The 18,609-nt window shown below is 33.1% G+C and carries 14 protein-coding genes; 4 read left to right on the top strand and 10 right to left on the bottom strand.

Annotated features, from left to right (window positions below; translation table 11 throughout):
- Positions 1-31: 31 nt before the first annotated feature.
- The 6 genes from menA to ACNQGJ_RS09775 form a co-directional block, all read right to left on the bottom strand.
- Positions 32-982, bottom strand: a complete 951-nt coding sequence (menA, locus tag ACNQGJ_RS09800; RefSeq protein ID WP_417972386.1) for a 1,4-dihydroxy-2-naphthoate octaprenyltransferase — start codon at positions 980-982, stop codon at positions 32-34.
- 97 nt (positions 983-1,079) lie between these two features.
- A complete protein-coding gene (locus tag ACNQGJ_RS09795; RefSeq protein ID WP_417972387.1) occupies positions 1,080-2,594 on the bottom strand; it encodes a PH domain-containing protein in 1,515 nt (504 codons plus the stop codon).
- Positions 2,594-3,115 (bottom strand): PH domain-containing protein, encoded by a 522-nt coding sequence (locus tag ACNQGJ_RS09790; protein WP_417972388.1) that lies wholly within the window; start codon positions 3,113-3,115, stop codon positions 2,594-2,596. The genes ACNQGJ_RS09795 and ACNQGJ_RS09790 overlap by 1 nt, the downstream gene beginning before the upstream one ends.
- Before the next feature lie 120 nt (positions 3,116-3,235).
- The gene (locus ACNQGJ_RS09785; protein ID WP_091170323.1) at positions 3,236-4,066 is read right to left on the bottom strand and encodes a 1,4-dihydroxy-2-naphthoyl-CoA synthase; all 831 of its coding nucleotides are present in this window, start codon (positions 4,064-4,066) and stop codon (positions 3,236-3,238) included.
- A gap of 732 nt (positions 4,067-4,798) precedes the next feature.
- Positions 4,799-5,653, bottom strand: a complete 855-nt coding sequence (locus ACNQGJ_RS09780; RefSeq protein ID WP_417972389.1) for a CvfB family protein — start codon at positions 5,651-5,653, stop codon at positions 4,799-4,801.
- Positions 5,654-5,885: 232 nt separating this feature from the next.
- Entirely contained in the window at positions 5,886-7,136 is a 1,251-nt protein-coding gene (locus ACNQGJ_RS09775; RefSeq protein ID WP_417972390.1) for a hypothetical protein, read from the bottom strand.
- 376 nt (positions 7,137-7,512) lie between these two features.
- Here ACNQGJ_RS09775 and ACNQGJ_RS09770 point away from each other — a divergent pair, with 376 nt between their 5' ends.
- Positions 7,513-9,159, top strand: coding sequence for a reverse transcriptase domain-containing protein (locus tag ACNQGJ_RS09770; protein ID WP_417972391.1), 1,647 nt, complete (start codon positions 7,513-7,515; stop codon positions 9,157-9,159).
- Positions 9,160-9,288: 129 nt separating this feature from the next.
- Positions 9,289-10,641 carry a M28 family metallopeptidase gene (locus tag ACNQGJ_RS09765; protein ID WP_417972392.1) on the top strand — a complete coding sequence of 451 codons (1,353 nt, stop codon included), beginning with the start codon at positions 9,289-9,291 and terminating at the stop codon, positions 10,639-10,641.
- 183 nt (positions 10,642-10,824) lie between these two features.
- Here the strand turns inward: ACNQGJ_RS09765 and menD are convergent, their stop codons facing one another.
- Positions 10,825-12,486 carry a 2-succinyl-5-enolpyruvyl-6-hydroxy-3-cyclohexene-1-carboxylic-acid synthase gene (gene menD / locus ACNQGJ_RS09760; RefSeq protein WP_417972393.1) on the bottom strand — a complete coding sequence of 554 codons (1,662 nt, stop codon included), beginning with the start codon at positions 12,484-12,486 and terminating at the stop codon, positions 10,825-10,827.
- Between the two features lie 94 nt (positions 12,487-12,580).
- On the opposite strand from menD, the gene ACNQGJ_RS09755 reads away from it, so the two are divergent.
- Entirely contained in the window at positions 12,581-13,078 is a 498-nt protein-coding gene (locus tag ACNQGJ_RS09755) for a GNAT family N-acetyltransferase (protein ID WP_417972394.1), read from the top strand.
- Positions 13,079-13,185: 107 nt separating this feature from the next.
- Positions 13,186-14,136: a tRNA dihydrouridine synthase gene (locus tag ACNQGJ_RS09750; RefSeq protein WP_417972395.1), complete on the top strand. Its 951-nt coding sequence runs from the start codon at positions 13,186-13,188 to the stop codon at positions 14,134-14,136.
- Between the two features lie 192 nt (positions 14,137-14,328).
- Here the strand turns inward: ACNQGJ_RS09750 and ACNQGJ_RS09745 are convergent, their stop codons facing one another.
- The 3 genes from ACNQGJ_RS09745 to ACNQGJ_RS09735 form a co-directional block, all read right to left on the bottom strand.
- Positions 14,329-14,916, bottom strand: coding sequence for a glutathione peroxidase (locus tag ACNQGJ_RS09745; protein ID WP_417972396.1), 588 nt, complete (start codon positions 14,914-14,916; stop codon positions 14,329-14,331).
- Positions 14,917-15,057: 141 nt separating this feature from the next.
- Positions 15,058-17,271: a TonB-dependent receptor gene (locus ACNQGJ_RS09740; RefSeq protein ID WP_417972397.1), complete on the bottom strand. Its 2,214-nt coding sequence runs from the start codon at positions 17,269-17,271 to the stop codon at positions 15,058-15,060.
- A gap of 3 nt (positions 17,272-17,274) precedes the next feature.
- Positions 17,275-18,570, bottom strand: a complete 1,296-nt coding sequence (locus ACNQGJ_RS09735; protein WP_417972398.1) for a tetratricopeptide repeat protein — start codon at positions 18,568-18,570, stop codon at positions 17,275-17,277.
- Positions 18,571-18,609 lie beyond the last annotated feature (39 nt).

The raw sequence follows: 18,609 nt of genomic DNA, 5'->3' as shown, positions 1-18,609 counted from the left end.
GAATCGAATTTTAAATTAGACTAGTTTGGGTTTAATAATTATTAACGATCAAATCCGAAAAGAAGAAAATCATGCACAATGCCAGCAACACAGAAAGTGCAAAAGTACTGAGTGCTAGTTTTTTTAATTCAGGATCTAATTCCTTAGGGTTCTTGTTTTTATAGACAGTAACTAAATGCTTACTTAAAGGAATATACGCCAATAAAAATAAGTATTGATCAAAGTGAAAATCGTCTATAATTGCAAAAATCAACACCAAAACCATTGCCGATATAATCAAAGTATAATGATATATTTTTGCTTTAGCTCCGCCAATTTTTACGACAATTGTATTTTTATTAGATTTTCTATCTGAAGCTTCGTCTCTCATATTATTCAAATTCAAAACACCAACGCTTAGTAAACCAATAGCAATAGCCGGTAAAACCAATTCGAAATCCAATTGTTTGGAATACAAAAAATTCACTCCTAAAGTACTTACCAAACCAAAAAACACAAAGACAAATACATCCCCAAATCCACGGTAGCCATAAGCGGTATTCCCCACCGTATAACGTATCGCAGACACAATTGAGAGAATTCCCAACACTAAATAAAACAAGGAATACCATAAATTAGTGTCGGTAAAGGCATAATAAATCAACAACATCGCAGACAGCAATGTCAATGCAGATGTGATTATAATGGCGCGTTTCATAGCTTGCGGAGTAATTAAACCGCTTTGTATAGCACGTTTTGGACCTACTCGATCCGCATTGTCCGTTCCTTTCAAGCCGTCGCCGTAATCATTAGCAAAATTAGAAAGTATTTGCAATCCTAATGTTGTCAATATTGCAAAACCAAACAATCGCCAGTTAAAGACTTCTGTTGGCGTTAATATAGTGTCTGTTGGGTGCGCTAAAGCATACATGCTTCCCACTATTATTCCAGAAACCGATAAGGGTAATGTACGTAATCGCGCGGCTTCAATCCAATGTTTCATGTTTTTTTATTTAAAAATTTTAACTATTTATTTGGTTCAATGCTTATTTGATAATTCGGTTAAACGATTAAACAAATACTCAAATAACCTCTTTGAACTACATCCAATTGCTATCGGAAGTTTCTATTTCGTACAACCAAAGGTTGACTTGTTGTTTTAGTATTGAATAATTCCCTAACTGAAAAGCTATATTTCCTCCCGCGGTATGCAATGTTATCGAACCTATGTTCACCTTTTTATGCCAAAAAAGCTGTGACGTTGTAATCGCTTGTATTTTACTGGGTTCAATAATATCATTACTCACATCCCAAGCCCCACTTTGCTTTATTATAAAATTATCGTGGATAAATAGTCGGTTATTTATAAATTTAAAATATTGGATTAATCCAACAATACCCACGTAAATCGGCACTACATAACTGTATTCGAAAAATACAGGTTCAAGCCAATGACCAATCCCCAAAAATCCCAACAAAGGTAATCCTATTGAAAGAAAAACAGAAAAAACAAGTTTACGAAAATTAGGTTGAAGCATTAATCCTTTTTCTGGAATTTTATGAAACAATAGTTTCAATATCGAATCTCTCTCGGTCTCACTGCATCCCGGAATTTCTATTACTGATTTTCGTTCGTCCTCTTCTCCGCCGGTTGCTTGTTTAATTTTTAATTCCAGAATTCCCATTTTCTTTTGGAAATAATTTCTGGTAACCGTCGTAATTTGAACTTTTTCAGGTTTAATGATGGTGCTTTTCGTATTTAACAACCCAAAAGACAATAGCAAAGACCCTTTTTGTCGGGTTATTTGATAATCATAATATTTAAAAACTATTCGGATTACATTAATAACTAGAACAATCCCAAACAAAAACGCGATCGATATTAAAATAGTTTGCAATACTAAATTTTTATCTATGTAGGACCCTACTTTCTCCTTGTAAGCATAGCTTTCGTCTCCAAAATTTTGAAAATTTTCGTAAATCGTACTAAAGAAAATCACCAATAAAGCGATACTTCTTCCATAATTAGACGTAACGCCAACTTTTAACAAACTCACAAAGCTGATTTTGATAAAAGGACGTGCCGCTTCAACTAGGTTTTGTCCGGTTTCCTCTAATGAAGTTTTTTCGGTTCCAAATTCACTCTTTTTTTCTTCATTTTCCAACAAACGAAATTTCAACTCCAAAGCTAATTCATGTGAAATTGCTTTTATGGCTCCCTCTTTTTTATTGCTTCCAGCTGTATCTACATCCAGTTCATAAACTCCAATTAACTTTTGAATAAAAGACTGATTGATATTTACTTGTTGAATTTTACGTAACTGAATTGCAGTTTTGGTTTTATTGAAAACGCCATCTGTAATTATAAATTCCTCGTTTTCAGAATCCAAAAAGAAAGTAAAATTCAGATATTTTAAATAGGAAACGACTCCAATACTTATAAAGACGGCAATCGTCCCAAGGGTAAGATACAATTTATTAATCTCTTCAAACTTGAAAATCCAAATCACAATCATAGGCCACAACGCTCTGGCATACTGCTGAAGCGTATAAAAAAACATCACCAAAATTCCTATTGAAGATTGCCGCTGTGGCTGACTAAAATCGGCTCCCATTACAATTGCTTTTGTATTTTACCCATCAACAATTGTTTGATATTTTCGGCTTGTTCTTTCTCGATTCCGGGAATTTCAATATCACTGGAACTTCCGCCGGCAGTAAAAATTTCTATTTTGGCCAGACCAAAATAACGTGAAATTAATCCTTCATGCAACGCCACATGTTGCACTCTGTTATAAGGAATTACGATAGTGTTTGTAGCAATAATTCCGTGTTTGAAAAGCACATCATGTTCCCGGAATGCAAATCCTTTTTTCTTGAATCCAATAATAGAAAACACAACTAACAAAATCGAAAATACAGGAATTAAAACCCCCAAAATCAGCCAGACTCTTCCCGAAAACAATTCGGGTTTAAACATGGAAAGTAGTATAGGGACTAGAACTACTATTACAATAATTCTAACTAAACTGATCAAAACTACTGTAATGTATTTGGGATGCAAATTCGTGAATGTGACTTCCTCAAATTTTGGAAGTTGGCTGGTATCAATCGTTTCGTTTGTGAAATTTTCCATTTATAAAATTTATTTTAGGGTAAGTTTAAAGTTCCTTTTCAAAACAACTTTAAACTTAAAATATCAAACTTTTTTCCCTGTTTGAGACTGAACACTAAAAACTGAACACTGATTACTCCATTACGGCAACCACTTTTTCTCAAAATTCGGTTTTCTTTTCTCCAGGAATGCGTTTCTGCCTTCTTTAGCTTCTTCGGTCATATACGCAAGCCTTGTGGCTTCACCTGCAAAAACCTGTTGTCCCACCATTCCATCATCAGTAAGATTCATGGCGAATTTTAGCATTTTAATAGCCATCGGAGATTTTTGTAAAATTTCCTGTGCCCATTCATAAGCCGTATCTTCTAATTCAGCATGCGGAATTACCGCATTGACCATTCCCATATCCATAGCATCTTGAGCCGAATAATTGCGTCCCAAAAAGAAAATTTCGCGTGCTTTTTTCTGTCCGACCATTTTAGCTAAATACGCTGAACCGTATCCACCGTCAAAACTGGTTACATCGGCATCAGTTTGTTTAAAAATAGCGTGCTCTTTACTTGCTAAAGTCAAGTCGCAAACCACATGCAAACTATGTCCGCCACCTACAGCCCAACCGGGAACTACAGCAATAACTACTTTTGGCATAAATCGGATTAAACGCTGCACTTCCAAGATGTTCAAACGGTGCTGTCCGTCATCGCCTACATATCCTTGATGTCCACGAGCGTTTTGATCGCCGCCGCTACAAAAAGAATACACACCATCTTTAGACGACGGCCCTTCGGCGGAAAGTAAAACCACACCAATAGAGGTATCTTCCTGCGCATCATAAAATGCATTATACAATTCGGCAGTTGTTTTTGGACGGAACGCATTGCGTACATCCGGCCTGTTGAAAGCAATTCTGGCAACGCCATTGCATTTCTTATAAGTGATATCTTCGTATTCTTTGGCAGTAATCCAATCCATTACAATTGATTTAAATTATTTTAGTGTAAAAATAAATCATTTTTTACAGTTTATCTATTCTATTTAGACAAGCTTATGGTAATCTTTCTCTGATTAAAGGCTTTAAAAAGTTAAAAAACAGTTGAAAAATTGTATTTTAACAGTATACAATTTAAATAATTTTTAATTTTAGTTCAAGCTAATCAGAGGGATACAAAATATCTATCATCTTTGATTATGGATTCTTAACTGATTTATTAACTTAAAAAAAGAATGTATTGAATGCAATTAAAATTATTGTCGCTCCTTTTTCTACGGTAATAACTTATAAAAATATTTTTAAAGCCCCCGATAAAGGAGCAAATGTTACCAATATTTGCCCCAGCAAAAAAAAATAAAATAACACCTACGGTTAAACTAAAGATTTATTTTCCTTGTTCTTGCGGAAGTGAGGCATTAATAAAAAATTGTTTTAGAAAATTATCTTCCAATATATAGAAAACCAACGGCCTTATCGTTACATTATTTCTTAACTTGTAAGCAAGTGATTGTACATTTAAAGACAAATTATTCTTTAAAGTAATTTACGCTTAAGTTAATAATTTTAAAATAGTATAGAGCATACTATTGTTCCTGTTAGGTAGATAAATATACTTTAAAAGTAAAATCAAATTAGTGCTGCTAGAATTTAATACTCTAGAACAGCATTAAAAAGAGAAAGACTAACCGTTTTCGATTAGTCTTTCTTTTTTTTTATTCCTTAACCAAGTAAATTCCGTCTTCCTTGATTTCAATTAATTTCTCTCGGTACAGAGCGCCAATGGCTTTCTTAAAGGTTTTTTTACTCATTTTCAAAACCGTTTTAATATCTTCCGGATGTGAATTATCAGTCAAACGCAAGAAACCCCTACTAGCCCTTAATTCGTCGAGAATTTTTTCTGCATTCGGTTCGATACTTTGATATCCCTGCACCTGCAATGCCACGTCAATTTTATTATCAGGACGAATCGTTTTAATGTATCCTCGCATGCGGTCTCCCGTTCGAATCGCGTCATCATAAACTTCATCTTTGTACATCAAACCTTTGTACTGCTCGTTTATGATTACGTTAATTCCTAATTCAGTGATATGAGAAACAATTAAATCTACCTCTTCACCCTTTTCAACCGTAAGGTGGTCATTTTTTAAAAATTGATTTAATTTACTGGAAGCGACTAAACGATTGGTTTTCTCGTCCATATAAAGGTACACCAGGTAGCGTTTCCCTTTTTCCATAGGACGCGCCTGCTCTTTAAACGGAACCAAAATATCTTTTTCCATTCCCCAATCCATAAAAGCACCAATCTGATTGGTATAATTCACACGTAAAAGCGCAAATTCATTCAATAATATATACGGCTCTAATGTCGTGGAAACGGGTCTTTCCTCGTGGTCTAAATATACAAAAACAATTAACTCCTCGCCTATTTCAAATTCGTTTGGTACGTATTTGTTAGGCAGCAGAATATCATGAATTCCTTCAGGATCTTCTGCTGGATTTCCCAGAAACAAACCCACTTTGGTGTCGCGTAAAATGGTAAGCGTATTGTATTTTCCTATTTCAATCATTTTCTTTCAATTTCTAAAGCGCAAATGTACGAAGTTTGAAAATAGTAAATTAAGAAACCGTCCACAAAAATATAAAGCCCAAATCAGACCATTATTTTCTTTTTTTGGAGCATAACTTTCCGTTCGTTCGTCACGAGTTGTCCCGCTGTACGCAGTATCTTTCCAGTCCTGAACTTGTTTCAGGATCCTGCAACAAGTTCAGGACTGGAAAGGATACTTGCTCCCATCGCGGCTAGATTAGGACGTTTTGTTTATTTAATTTAGCATAATCAAAGTTCAAAATTTCAATCCTTTCAATCCCTTTAAATCTGAAATGTCTTTCTTTCCCCTCTCTCTTAAAGCATTTAGCTTTGATATATTTATTTTTTTTAGAATCTGAATTTTCATCAATTAATCGATGATCAAGAAACTCACATTCAGAAATTGTTCTTGTAGATAAAATACCTTTTTTTGACTTGTATTTTATTCTGAATATTTTATTTGATTTTTTTTGAGTTTCAATTTCTTCCTTAAGAAACTGTTTTACTTTTTTTGCTGACTCCAAATTACCATAATAAGGAGCGTAATCTTCAGAATATAAGTCTAGAGGTTTTACTTTTTCAGATTTAAAATCCAATAACTTTAAAGTTTCATTCTTGTTTGTCAAAAAATCATAATATTCTAACTGATAATAACAATGATTGAAACTAATTTTAAGCGGTTGTCCAATTGTATTTCCATTATTATATGTTGTCAACTTAGGATTGTTAAATCTTATGAATTTATTCTCTTTTATAAAAAGTTGAATTTCATCAATTAATTCTAAATCATCATCTATAACTAAATCTAAAGATTCGGGTGTAAAAAACTCTTCTGAAAAGGCATGTGTCAAAGGATTAAACCATCTGCATTTAAGTAAAATTTTAGCAAATACTCTTTTTTTAGCTCCAGTTTTCTTATCAAAATTAGATTCCTTTAGTTCATTAACTCTTTGATAACCAATAATAACCATAACTGGCGGCAAAAAACTCAAACATGCAGTAATTTTATTATTACTCTTATCTGAATAACTGTCATAACTAAAACTAGATTTTTTTTTTCCTAATTCAATCTCCCAAGATTTTAGAATAACATTTTTACTAATAAGTCCATTTATATCACTTTCTTTATTTAATAAAATAATGTTTTCTAAAGACAAACTTTGCTCTTCCTCATTACTGTTTGTGTCATTTATCTTTTTAATTTGATCTATTAAAAACCAATTACTTTCGTACTTATGTGTTTTATTAGAATAAAAAACGCATTTTATTTTACTTGTATTTGATTCCTGAACACCCGATTTTTCATCAAAATCAAGTGTTTTTTTATAATCATTATACACTTCTGTAACGACCATTAATGGTGGAGTCATCGTTGCATCTGCTGTAATAAGTATTTTATTATTTGTAGAATAATAAGGATGATTTTTTAATGTGACTATTTCTCCAAGTGCAAAACTTTCCATAAACTATTTTTTTTTAGCCAATATAATAAAAAAATACTTACATTTGAAAGCCTTGTGAGATAAGCTGAAATTTACATTTGGATAGGACTATAAATTTCTAAAGTTTTTATGACTTTTGAAATTACTAAATGAAATTTATTTTATTTAGGAAGTGGATTTATCAATTCAGTTGCCTTTACCAGCAATTGGGAGAATTCCACGCAAGATACGAATAATTCTATTGAGAGCAATACTGTTGCTGAGATGTTTATCATTTGTCTTCTATTTACAAAAAACACAATGACTCATTAATTGGGTACTGGTCCGACTCGCAAGAGAAGTATGTAAAAACGAAATCACTATTGCTAGAGCAAAACACCACAAGGCATTTTTTATTATGAATTCTACAAATAAAGAAACCACAATTCCGATTTGGATAAAAGCAAAAGGGTACTTACATCTTACACCAAATATAAACGTTATCGGTAGTTGGCGTGAAATCAAATCTAAAATTGAAAACCCAAAGTTCATCGAAAAATATGCATTTTATCCACTTATTCATTCCATAATAAAAGAAAGAAAATACAAAAAAATTGACACCAAAAAGTTTGAGAAAAAGAACGATAAAATTCGTTCTCATAAATTAAAAAGCATAAAAACAGGAAAAACAGAAAGTGCTGCAAAAAACAGACCTTTACACTACGCCTCTCATTTCGACGCCCTGATTTACGCATATTATGCTTCACTACTTCAAAAAAAATATGAAGAAAAATTAGGCTCCTACTTTGGACTTTCAGAATGTGTTACAGCTTACAGAAAACTAAAAATCAATCCAAATTTGCCTGATGATGCAAAAGGAAATGGAAAAAGCACAATTCATTTTGCAAAAGAAATTTTTGATACGATTACTGAAAGGTCAAAAAAGGAAAATATCGCTGCTTTAGCATTTGATATTAAAAGTTTTTTTCCATCACTTGATCATAAAAGGCTAAAACTTATTTGGGAAACTATTATTGATGTTGAAGAACTGCCAAAACATCATCTTAATGTCTTTAAAGCATGTACTAAATTTAGTTACGTACTATTAGATGATTTAAGAATTTATCAAAAAAATAAAGGAAAAAAAGCAGGATTTGACGAAAAAAAATTGTCTCTTATCAGAAAAACAAAAGGTTTTAAATGTTTTTTTGAATCAAACCAAGATTTTAGAAATCATATAAAGTCAGGAAAACTAAAAATACATAAATTTCCATTTAGAAATAAAGAAACAAAAGAAATAATGGGTATTCCTCAAGGATTACCCATTAGTGCAATTTTGGCAAATATGTATCTCTACTATTTCGATTTAAGCATTCTTGAAAACTTAGTAAATAATAAAAATTGTTATTACCGTAGGTATTCCGATGATATCATTGTAGTTTGTAAAGTTGAACAAATAAATGAAGTAAAAGAATTTGTAGAATTACAAATGAAAGAAAATATAGTAGAAATTAGTATAGAAAAAACAGAAACTTTCATTTTTAAAAATATTGAATTTAATAAAGCTAAAGAAATAAGATTAACATCTATAAAAATAAATTCTGATGGTACAGAAACATTACAAAGCCCATTAACATACTTAGGATTTGAATTTAGAGGATACAATACTTTAATAAAGTCTACTAATATTGCTAAGTTTTATAGAAGAATTAAAAGCATAATACGTAGAAGATCTAGAAGAGCAATATTAGGAATTCAAAAAGATCCTTTTCAACAAAAAGCAATCTATATCAATCAAATAAAAAAATTATTCAAAACTATTCCGAAGAAAAAAGATAGTGATAATGAAAACTCACAGTTAATTCGTTCAAGAAAAATATTAGTACCTAATCATAAGGGAGAATTTAACTTTGAAGAAGGTCGGACAAGTCCTAAGAAACAGAGCAATTATTTTTCTTATTTAAAAAGAGCTTCAAAAATTATGAATGAAGATAAAATCGAAAAGCAATTAAGGAAATCTAAGCATATTTTACATAGTTCTATTGCTAAGTATTTAAATAAATAGCGTTTTTTTCAAAATAACTAATCCTTTAAAATCTAGACTTACACAAGAATAAACAAATCCTAAAATCCAATTTCCCCACAATTTCCTTTTCTTTTTTACTAACTTTGAAAAAACTAAAAAATCCTATTAATGAAACCAGCCTTAATTTTCTCTTTATTCCTACTACTATTCATTTCCCACACCAATTACGCACAAACCACAGTCGACGACCCAGAAATAAAAAAAATGGTAGCCGAGGTAAAATCGGAAAACATGGAAGCTACAGTTCGCAAACTCGTGTCTTTTGGAACCCGACATACCTTAAGCGACACTAAAAGTAACACACGCGGCATTGGAGCGGCGCAACGCTGGGTAAAATCAGAATTTGATAAATATTCTTTGGCATCAGGCGGAAGACTAACTTCTGTAATTGATTTTTTCACCATAAAAGCCGATGGAAGACGCATCGCTACTGACAGCCAGTTGGGCAATGTGATGGCAACTTTAAAAGGAACCGATCCTACAGATGATCGTGTATTAATTATAAGCGGCCATTTAGATTCCCGTGCTTCCGATGTTATGGATTCTAAATCAGATGCGCCAGGTGCTAATGATGATGCTTCAGGAGTAGCCGCGATGATGGAACTTGCCCGAATAATGAGCCAGAGAGAATTCCCTTTTACACTGATTTTTGTAGCTGTAGTTGGTGAAGAGCAAGGATTGTACGGAGCCAAACATTTAGCCGATGTTGCCAAAGACGGAAAATGGAATGTTATTGCCATGATCAATAATGATATGATTGGAAACAGCTTATCCAGCGGTACTTTACTAAGAGACAACACTAAAGTTCGTGTTTTCAGTGAAACAATTCCATTTTTAGAAACGGAAGCCGAATCAAAAATGCGTAAATCGACCAATCGTGATAATGACAGTCCATCCAGGCAATTAGCCCGATATATCAAAACGGTTACTAACCAATATGTAGAGCAACTGGACATTAATTTGGTGTATCGCAACGACCGTTTCTTGCGTGGTGGCGACCATACTCCTTTTAGTCAAAATGGGTTTACCGCCATTCGTTTTTGTGAAATGAATGAAAACTACGATCACCAACATCAAAACGTGAGAAAAGAAAATAACATCCAGTACGGTGATCTTGCTGAATTTATGGACTTTGAATACATGAAGAAAGTAACGTGTTCTAACTTGGCTACGTTCAGCAATTTGGCTTGGGCTCCAAAAGCACCAACAAACGTGGGAATTGAAGTAAAGGACCTGACTAATTTTTCTACTTTAGTTTGGACTGCTCCTGAAGGAAAATCGGTATACGGCTATAACATTGTGATCAGAGAAACGGCATCGCAACATTGGGAAAAAACAATTTTTGTAAAAGATACTAAAGCTGAAATTCCGTATTCTAAAGATAACTTTTTCTTCGCTGTTCAAGCCGTTGATGCATTAGGACATTCCAGTTTACCGGTTTTCCCTATTCCAATTCGTTAAACAATAAGAAGATTTTTAACCATTAAAGTAATTTTCATAGTTATGTTTTTATTAATGAATCTTACTTACTTGATGGTTCAACATAACATTAAACAAAAAAGCGTTTGCCTGAGCAAACGCTTTTTTTATGAGAACCATTTATAAATTAAGTATAGATCCTAAACATCAATGAACCGAAAATAATTAAATCAACTCTTTAAAATATTGCAGTAAAATGCTGTCATTTTTTAAGGTTGGTGTGAAAATTTCCAAAATACTTGGTTTTTCATTTTGACTATACAGAACGGCCAAACTTGTTGCTAAACTAGTTTCATCACTGGCGATACTATATTCAAATCCATACATTTTTGCCAAATGTTCTGCTGTTAAACAATGGGAAGTTTCAAAAAATGTATTAAAAACAGGCGTTTCTTCATGTCCGGGTAAAATTCTAAAAATTCCGCCGCCACCGTTATTGATTAGAATAATCTTGAAGTTTTTTGGAGTATAATTGTTCCATAACGCATTGCTGTCATACAAAAATCCAATGTCTCCCGTTATGAAAACGGTTTGTTTTTGATTGGCGACAGCAGCACCAATAGCAGTAGAAGTACTTCCATCGATTCCGCTGGTTCCGCGATTGCAATACACTTCAATTGAAGGATCAACAGCTATTAATTGCGCATACCGAATTGCGGAACTATTACTGATTTGTAATTGACTGTTTTTTGGTAAACACTGAATCACTTTTTCGAAAACTTTAAAATCCGAAAACGGAATTTTGTCTAAATAAATATTACTTTTTAGCTTTCGCAACGCTTTCACAGCTTCTAATTGCTGAAAATAATTGCTTTCTATTGCGTTTGTAAGTGGCAAGAAAGTATCAAAAAACACATTTGGATCTACTTCGAAATGTTTGGTCAAAGCACCAAAAGTGTCGTACGCTCGCAAAGAATCAATATGCCAATGGTGTTTGGGTTTGTATTTTCTTAAAAATGCTTTGATTCGTTTTGAAACGACCATTCCGCCAAAAGTGACTAAAATTTCCGGCCTAAAATTTTCAAAATCGGCATTCGTAAAAGGCGTAATTATCGTGTCGATTGTATTGATAAAAGTATCATGATGCAAATTAGAAGTTGTTTCGGTCAACACAACAACCGACTTGTCTTTGGCGAAAGCCTCAATCATTTTTTCGTTAATGGCATTTGGTTCATTCACTCCAACCAAAATCATTTTTTTTATGGAATTGTTCCAAATCGTTACAAATTCAGAAATGTCTTCGATGGAAATCGGCTGCGTCACATTTGCGGAAGCGACAATATTTACAGTAACGGATAGCTCCGAAACGGTTTCATACAACGGCTCTTCAAATGGCGCATTGATGTGAACAGGACCTTTTTGAGTGATAGCCGTATTGATGGCTTCGTTGATTTTTAAATCATTTTCGATCGAAACATCCTCATGCAAATTAGCGTTGTATACCGAATGGTTTTCGAACACATTTTCTTGCCGAATCGTTTGGCCGTCACCAATATCGATTTTGCTTTGCGGTCGATCCGCTGAAATCACTATTAAAGGAATCTGACTGTAAAATGCTTCTGCAAAAGCCGGATAATAATTCAATAACGCAGAACCGGAAGTACACACCAAAGCCACTGGTTGTTTGGTTTGTTGTGCAATTCCCAATGCAAAAAAACCAGCTGCACGTTCATCGGCAATACTGTAACACTGAAAGGCAGGATTATTCACAAAACCTATTGTTAGCGGTGCATTTCTAGAACCTGGAGAAATAATTATGGTGGTGATTCCTTTGGCCAGACAAATTTCAATAATGCTTTGTGCTAAAGGTATTTTGGGGTAAATCATTGTTTTAGTTTCAAAGAAACAAAGATACAAAGTTGTAAAGGTTTTTCTCTAATCTTAAATAGTTTTCTTAAATTTGAAGCAAAATATATTCTTTATGGAAATCAAAATAAGACCGGCTGTTTTTACCGATTTAGATACAATATTGGAAATCATCAATCACCAAATATTGAACAGTACTTCGATTTATGATTATGAGCCACGAGATTTTGAAACCCATAAATTGTGGTTTGAAGATAAACTAGCCCATGATCTACCTGTAATTGTTGCTGAAACTGAAAATGGCACGATTGGATACGCTACTTATGGAACTTTTCGTCATAAAATAGGCTACCGTTTTACGGTCGAACATTCTGTTTATGTAGCCGAAGAGTTTTTAGGAAAAGGGGTTGGTAAATTATTGTTGGCGGAACTTATCCAATTGGCAAAAAAACAAAAATACCATACTATGATTGGCGTTATTGACTCCGAAAATAAAGGCAGTATTGCTTTTCATAAAAAATATGGTTTTGAAACCGTTGGCGTTATTAAAGAATCTGGTTATAAATTTGATCGCTGGCTGAGTTCGGTTTTTATGCAATTGATTTTAGAATAATTGAATTTATATCACAATTTGATTCGTTTTCTACTATGTTTGACTTTAAAAAATTTAAGCTTTTAAGGCTTGAGACTTTATAGTATATTTGCACAACTAAAAATTTCATGGACTATACCTTACTATCATCGCCTTTACAAGGATTTACTGACTTTCGTTTTAGAAATGCCCAAAACAAAATTTTTGGAGGAATTGATACGTTTTACTCGCCTTACATTCGATTGAATGGAAAGATGGTTATCAAACCATCGTATGAACGAGACCTGCTTCCTGAAAACAATCTTGATTTAGAGGTAATTCCACAAGTTATCACCAACGATGCCGATGAATTTTTATTTGTGGCCAAGTATGTTCGGGAATTGGGTTATAAAGAGTTAAACTGGAATTTAGGATGTCCTTATCCTATGGTGACCAAATCTGGAATGGGTTCTGGTCTTATCGCTAATCCCGAAAAAATTAACAACATACTTCACAGAGCACACTCTGAATCTGACATTGTCGTGTCTATGAAGATGCGTTTGGGTTATGAAAATAGTGAAGAAATTCTGGATGTTTTGCCTATTTTAGATACCTATCCTATAAAAAATATTGCGATTCATGCTCGCATTGGAAAGCAATTGTATAAAGGTGGCGTAAATCTGGATGCGTTCCAGCATTGTGTAGACAACACAAAACATAAACTGTATTACAACGGCGACATTACGTCCGTGGCTAAATTTCATGAAATGCAGCAACGATTTCCATGCATTGATCACTGGATGATTGGTAGAGGATTAATTTCGGATCCTTTTTTACCCGGTATGATAAAAAACAATACCACAGAATATCCTGCAAACAAATTGGAGTTATTCAGTAATTTTCACGATACTTTGTATGCTATTTATAGTGAATCCCTTTCTGGATCAACTCATATTTTATTGAAAATGTACCATTTATGGGAATATTTTTCGGCTACGTTCTCGAATCCGCACAAGGTTTTGAAAAAAATAAAAAAAGCGCAAAGTATTCGGAATTATGAAGCAGCTGTTGCAGAAATTTTCAAAAACGAAAAGTTTTAAAGAAAAAAAAACCATTAAGAAATTAAGAAAAATTAAGCTCTGATTCTTAATGTAACTTAATTTCTTAATGGTTAAATTTTTTGAATATATTATATACTTATTCAAATCGCAAAAAAAATGAGATTCTCATTTGACTGAAAATCTCATTTAATGTATTTAATTTCGAAAAAATTATCGAATTAACTGTATTAATTATGCTTTGATCCAGTTCAATACTTCTGGATCTGTTACTAATGTTCTTGGAGCAATTACTTTTTCTAATTCTCCTTTTTCATTAATTAAGTATTTTTGAAAATTCCATTCCACAGCTGAATCTTGTAATCCATTTTTTGATTTTTGAGTCAAAAACTGATAAATAGCAGCCATATCATCGCCTTTTACAGAAACTTTGTCCATCATTGGAAAGGTCACTCCGTAATTTAATTGACAAAAAGTAGCAATTTCTTCATTTGTTCCCGGTTCTTGTGAAGCAAAATTATTAGCCGGGAAACCTACAATCACCAATCCTTTGTATTTGTATTCTTTATATATAGCTTCCAGATCTTTGTATTGCGGTGTCAATCCACATTTTGAAGCTGTATTTACTATCATGATTTTTTTTCCTTTCAAAGAAGCAAAATCGAAACTTTTTCCTGATAAATCTTCTACTTTGAACTGATAAATCGTTTCTTTAATTATTGTCGGAGTACTCATATTGTTTTCAGATTTTTTAGGTTGCGCCTGATTTTGGCAGCTAAATAAGATTAAAGCAAATGTGGCAATAAATACTAGATTTTTCATATTTAAAATTTTTTATAAAAATAAACAATTATAGGACTCCTTAAAATTTATTTTCGTTAAACAGACGTTAAAAACAAAGAAGCCTGACATTATGAAAATGCCAGACTTCCAAACAAATAAACAACAAATCTTTATGCGGTATTAAAAAGTATAAGTAATTTTTCCTTTCATAAAAAAAGGTGTTCCCGGAGTAAAATGAATCTCTTCTATACTTTCTGGTTCATTTTGCAACCTAGATTCAGTGGCGAACTGGGTTTCATTCCATTCCGTATCAAAAATATTCTCGACTGCTAGTCCGAAATTGATATTTTTATATTGATAATTAACATTTACATCCGAGATAAAATAGCCTTTGGCCACAATAGAATTATCTTCATTTGCGGGACGACTTTTTAAATATCGAGACCGAATTCCTCCTGAAAAACCATTCACTTTTTGAAAACTCAATCCAGCGGTTGTGGTCAAATCCGGGGCTAGTGGAATGTAATCCTGACCTTGTGGTTCATCAATACTTCTGGCATACGTATAATTTGCATCAGCATCAAAATACAACCAATCGTTCAATTGATAACGCAATCCAAGCTCTACTCCCATGCGTTTTGATTTTCCGCTTGGCTCAATGATTCCGGCATCACCCACGTAAACGAATTCCTGTTCTAAAAATAAATACCACAGGGATGAATTCACAATTAATTTAGGAAATGGTTTCCAGATGGTACCAACATCCGCACCAATAGCCGTTGGTAAAATTTGTTTGCCACCGTTTTGAACGACAACGCGGGCATCATTCGAATGAAATCCCATACCAGATTTTATAAAAAACTGTAAATTGTTATTTTGCGAATAAATGAAATTCAATTTTGGAGAAAACTTAATTTTCGATTCGGATTGCGTTTTGTAATTCGCAATCAATTTATCTTGGTAATTGAATTTGAAATAATCCAGTCGAATGGCGGGATTAATCATTAATTTTCCAAAATTAAATTCTGAATTCAAATACGAAAACAAATTAGATTCATCAATATCCCCTAACTTTATATTTTCTAAAACCGTTTTTCTATTTAAAGTATGCGAAAGCTCTGTATCTTTTGTGGCATCAGCACGAAAACCTCCACCAAATTGTACCAAAACATCCACATCATTTAATTTTATTTTCTTATTCAACTCCGCATTCATTCCATAAATATTTCGGTTCTCTTTCTGTTTAATTTGGTCCCCGTTGACAGGATCTTCCAAAAAGAAAGTAAAATTAGAATACAGTTCAAATTGATAATTCGAATAAAAAGCATTTGCTTTCAAAAATGTATTTTCATCTATGGGTTTGCTCAAACTCGCATTGAAGTTCGTTCTTGAAATATTTCCGCCTTCAGTATCATCAACAGAACCAAATCTGGTAATCGTCCCATTGTCAATTAGACGTTGCGGAATTTGTCCTGAAGCATCCCATTTGCTGGAAAATCGAGAGGCTAAGATTGAAAATTTGCTGTTGTCAGCTAAAATAGTTGAATATTTTCCCAGTATATTAATGCGGTTAAAATTCTGCGGCGAATTAAAGGGACCATCTGTTACAATATATTCGGTTGCAAGGTAGGCACTTTGCGTTTTTTGGTTGCCCAAAAGATTAAAAAGCCCTACCGTCCTCAGGGTGTTGAATTGTCCGATTTCAAGACCAATAGTACTTTTTTCAATTTTATCTTTAGTTTGGAAAGCAACGTATCCTGCCGTTGCAAAATCCCCCTTATTGGCATAATACGTTCCTTTACCAAAATCTATTTTCTCTACCGTTTCCGGAATTACAAAATGCAAATCGGCATAACCCTGACCGTGAGCATGAGAAACCATATTTACAGGCATTCCATCTACTGAAATGGCGATATCAGTTCCATGATCAATATCAAAACCTCTAAGGAATATTTGTTCCGCTTTTCCTCCACCGGCATGCTGCCCGATGAATAATCCGGGTACTTTTCGCAAAATTTCCTGTGACGAATTAACTGGCGTTGTTTGCAAATCTATTTTAGAAATAACATTCATTGCCGACAGTTTCGGTTGGATTACTATCTCATTTAATCTAAAAATATCATCTTCTAGAATAATTATGTCATCGGTAGAAAAAATAGTGAAATTTGACTTTTTGTATCCCAGCGCCGTTATCTTTATAACATCTCCCAGAACTGTTTTATCCAAACTAAACAATCCAAATTCATTCGTATGGGCGTGACTTTCAGAACTTGTATTCACTAAGTAGGCGTTTTCAACAGGATTTCCATCGCTATCCACTACTTTTCCTTTTTGGATTTGGCCATAGGAAGAAAACCCAAAAAGGGTAATTATCGTTAAAATAATAGATTTCATACCCTACAATTGATTTACCTTTTTGTCAAAATTTGGTCCTAATTCATACAAACTCGAAAGCAATTCTTCCTTAATAGATTTTGTTTTTAAAGCTAAATTATTCGATTTATAAATCATTGCCAAGTGGTATTGTACCTTTGGTTCGAAGGATTTTCCTTCCACATGATTCTGGGCGATTTCTAACGCTTTTTTATTTTCGCCTACATTTAAGTACGACCAGGCCAATAAATCATAGGAATCAGCAGTGGGTCTGTGCGCTACTTCAATTTTGGAAATTTCTAATGCTTTTAAAGCCGTTTGTTTATCGTCGGCGTAAATCAAAACATTGTATTTGTTATACATTGCGCCATAATTATTTTTCTCCATCATCGAAAAATAAGCGTTTCTGTTTTTTATTTCATTGGATTTATCTCCTTTGAATTGAGCAATTTGAGATTTCAACAGGTAAAAATCAGGTGTATTATGAGTTAACGCGATAGCATCAATAATTCTATTTGCCTCGTTTATATTTCGTTCTTTAGAGAATACGATCCAAGCAATTCCTTTCAAAGCATAGGAATAATTAGGATCAATTGCTAATGTTTTTAGAAAACTGTCATACGATTCCTGAATTCTTCCGGCATGACCATAAAAATCTCCCAGATTAGAATAGGACCAAATTTTAAGTCCTTTATTATCTTCTTTTTCAGCAATATCTCTCGCTTTTTCCATGAAAGTTATAGCGGTATTTAAATCGCCTTTGTGATCATTCCATTTTGCTAAGCGAATCAAATAATCAAAACTATTCATGTCTCTAATGGCATTCAAATTTTTTACCGCTTCAGGATAATTTCCCAATTCCATTTGAACGTCGAACAGTAGTTTTTGAGTTTCTTTTTTTCCCTCGCCTATTGCTAATGCTTTATTGGCTAGTACTAACGCTTCTTTGAAACGGTGTTGCGAAATATAATTTCTTGCCAAAGATCGAATTGTGGAAACTCTGGAATAATCGTAAGCTTCGTTTGATTTTGTCAATAATTCTTCCGTTTTGTATAGGTTTTTAACAGCTCCTGTATATTCAAAAAGCATGTTATAATTTGATGCTAATTGACTTAAATAACTAATTTGATTTGGCGCAGCATCAAATTTTTTCTGCCAAAAATCAATTTCTTTATTTGCGAAAGTCAATGATTTATTGTCTTTTAAAGTCAAATATTTATTGTAGTCTTCTTTATTTGTAATTTGTTCTGATTTCGTCTCGCAACCGAATATGAATAGGGTTGTGAAAACTAAAAATGTTATTGTTTTTAAAGTTTTCATACTCTAATTGTTTTGTTTGTTTGTTTGTTTGTTTGTTTG

It is taken from the genome of Flavobacterium cryophilum (assembly GCF_048286555.1).
Classification (GTDB): domain Bacteria; phylum Bacteroidota; class Bacteroidia; order Flavobacteriales; family Flavobacteriaceae; genus Flavobacterium.
Note: the sequence above shows the minus strand (reverse complement) of the source record. Positions and strands in the feature narration are given on the sequence as shown.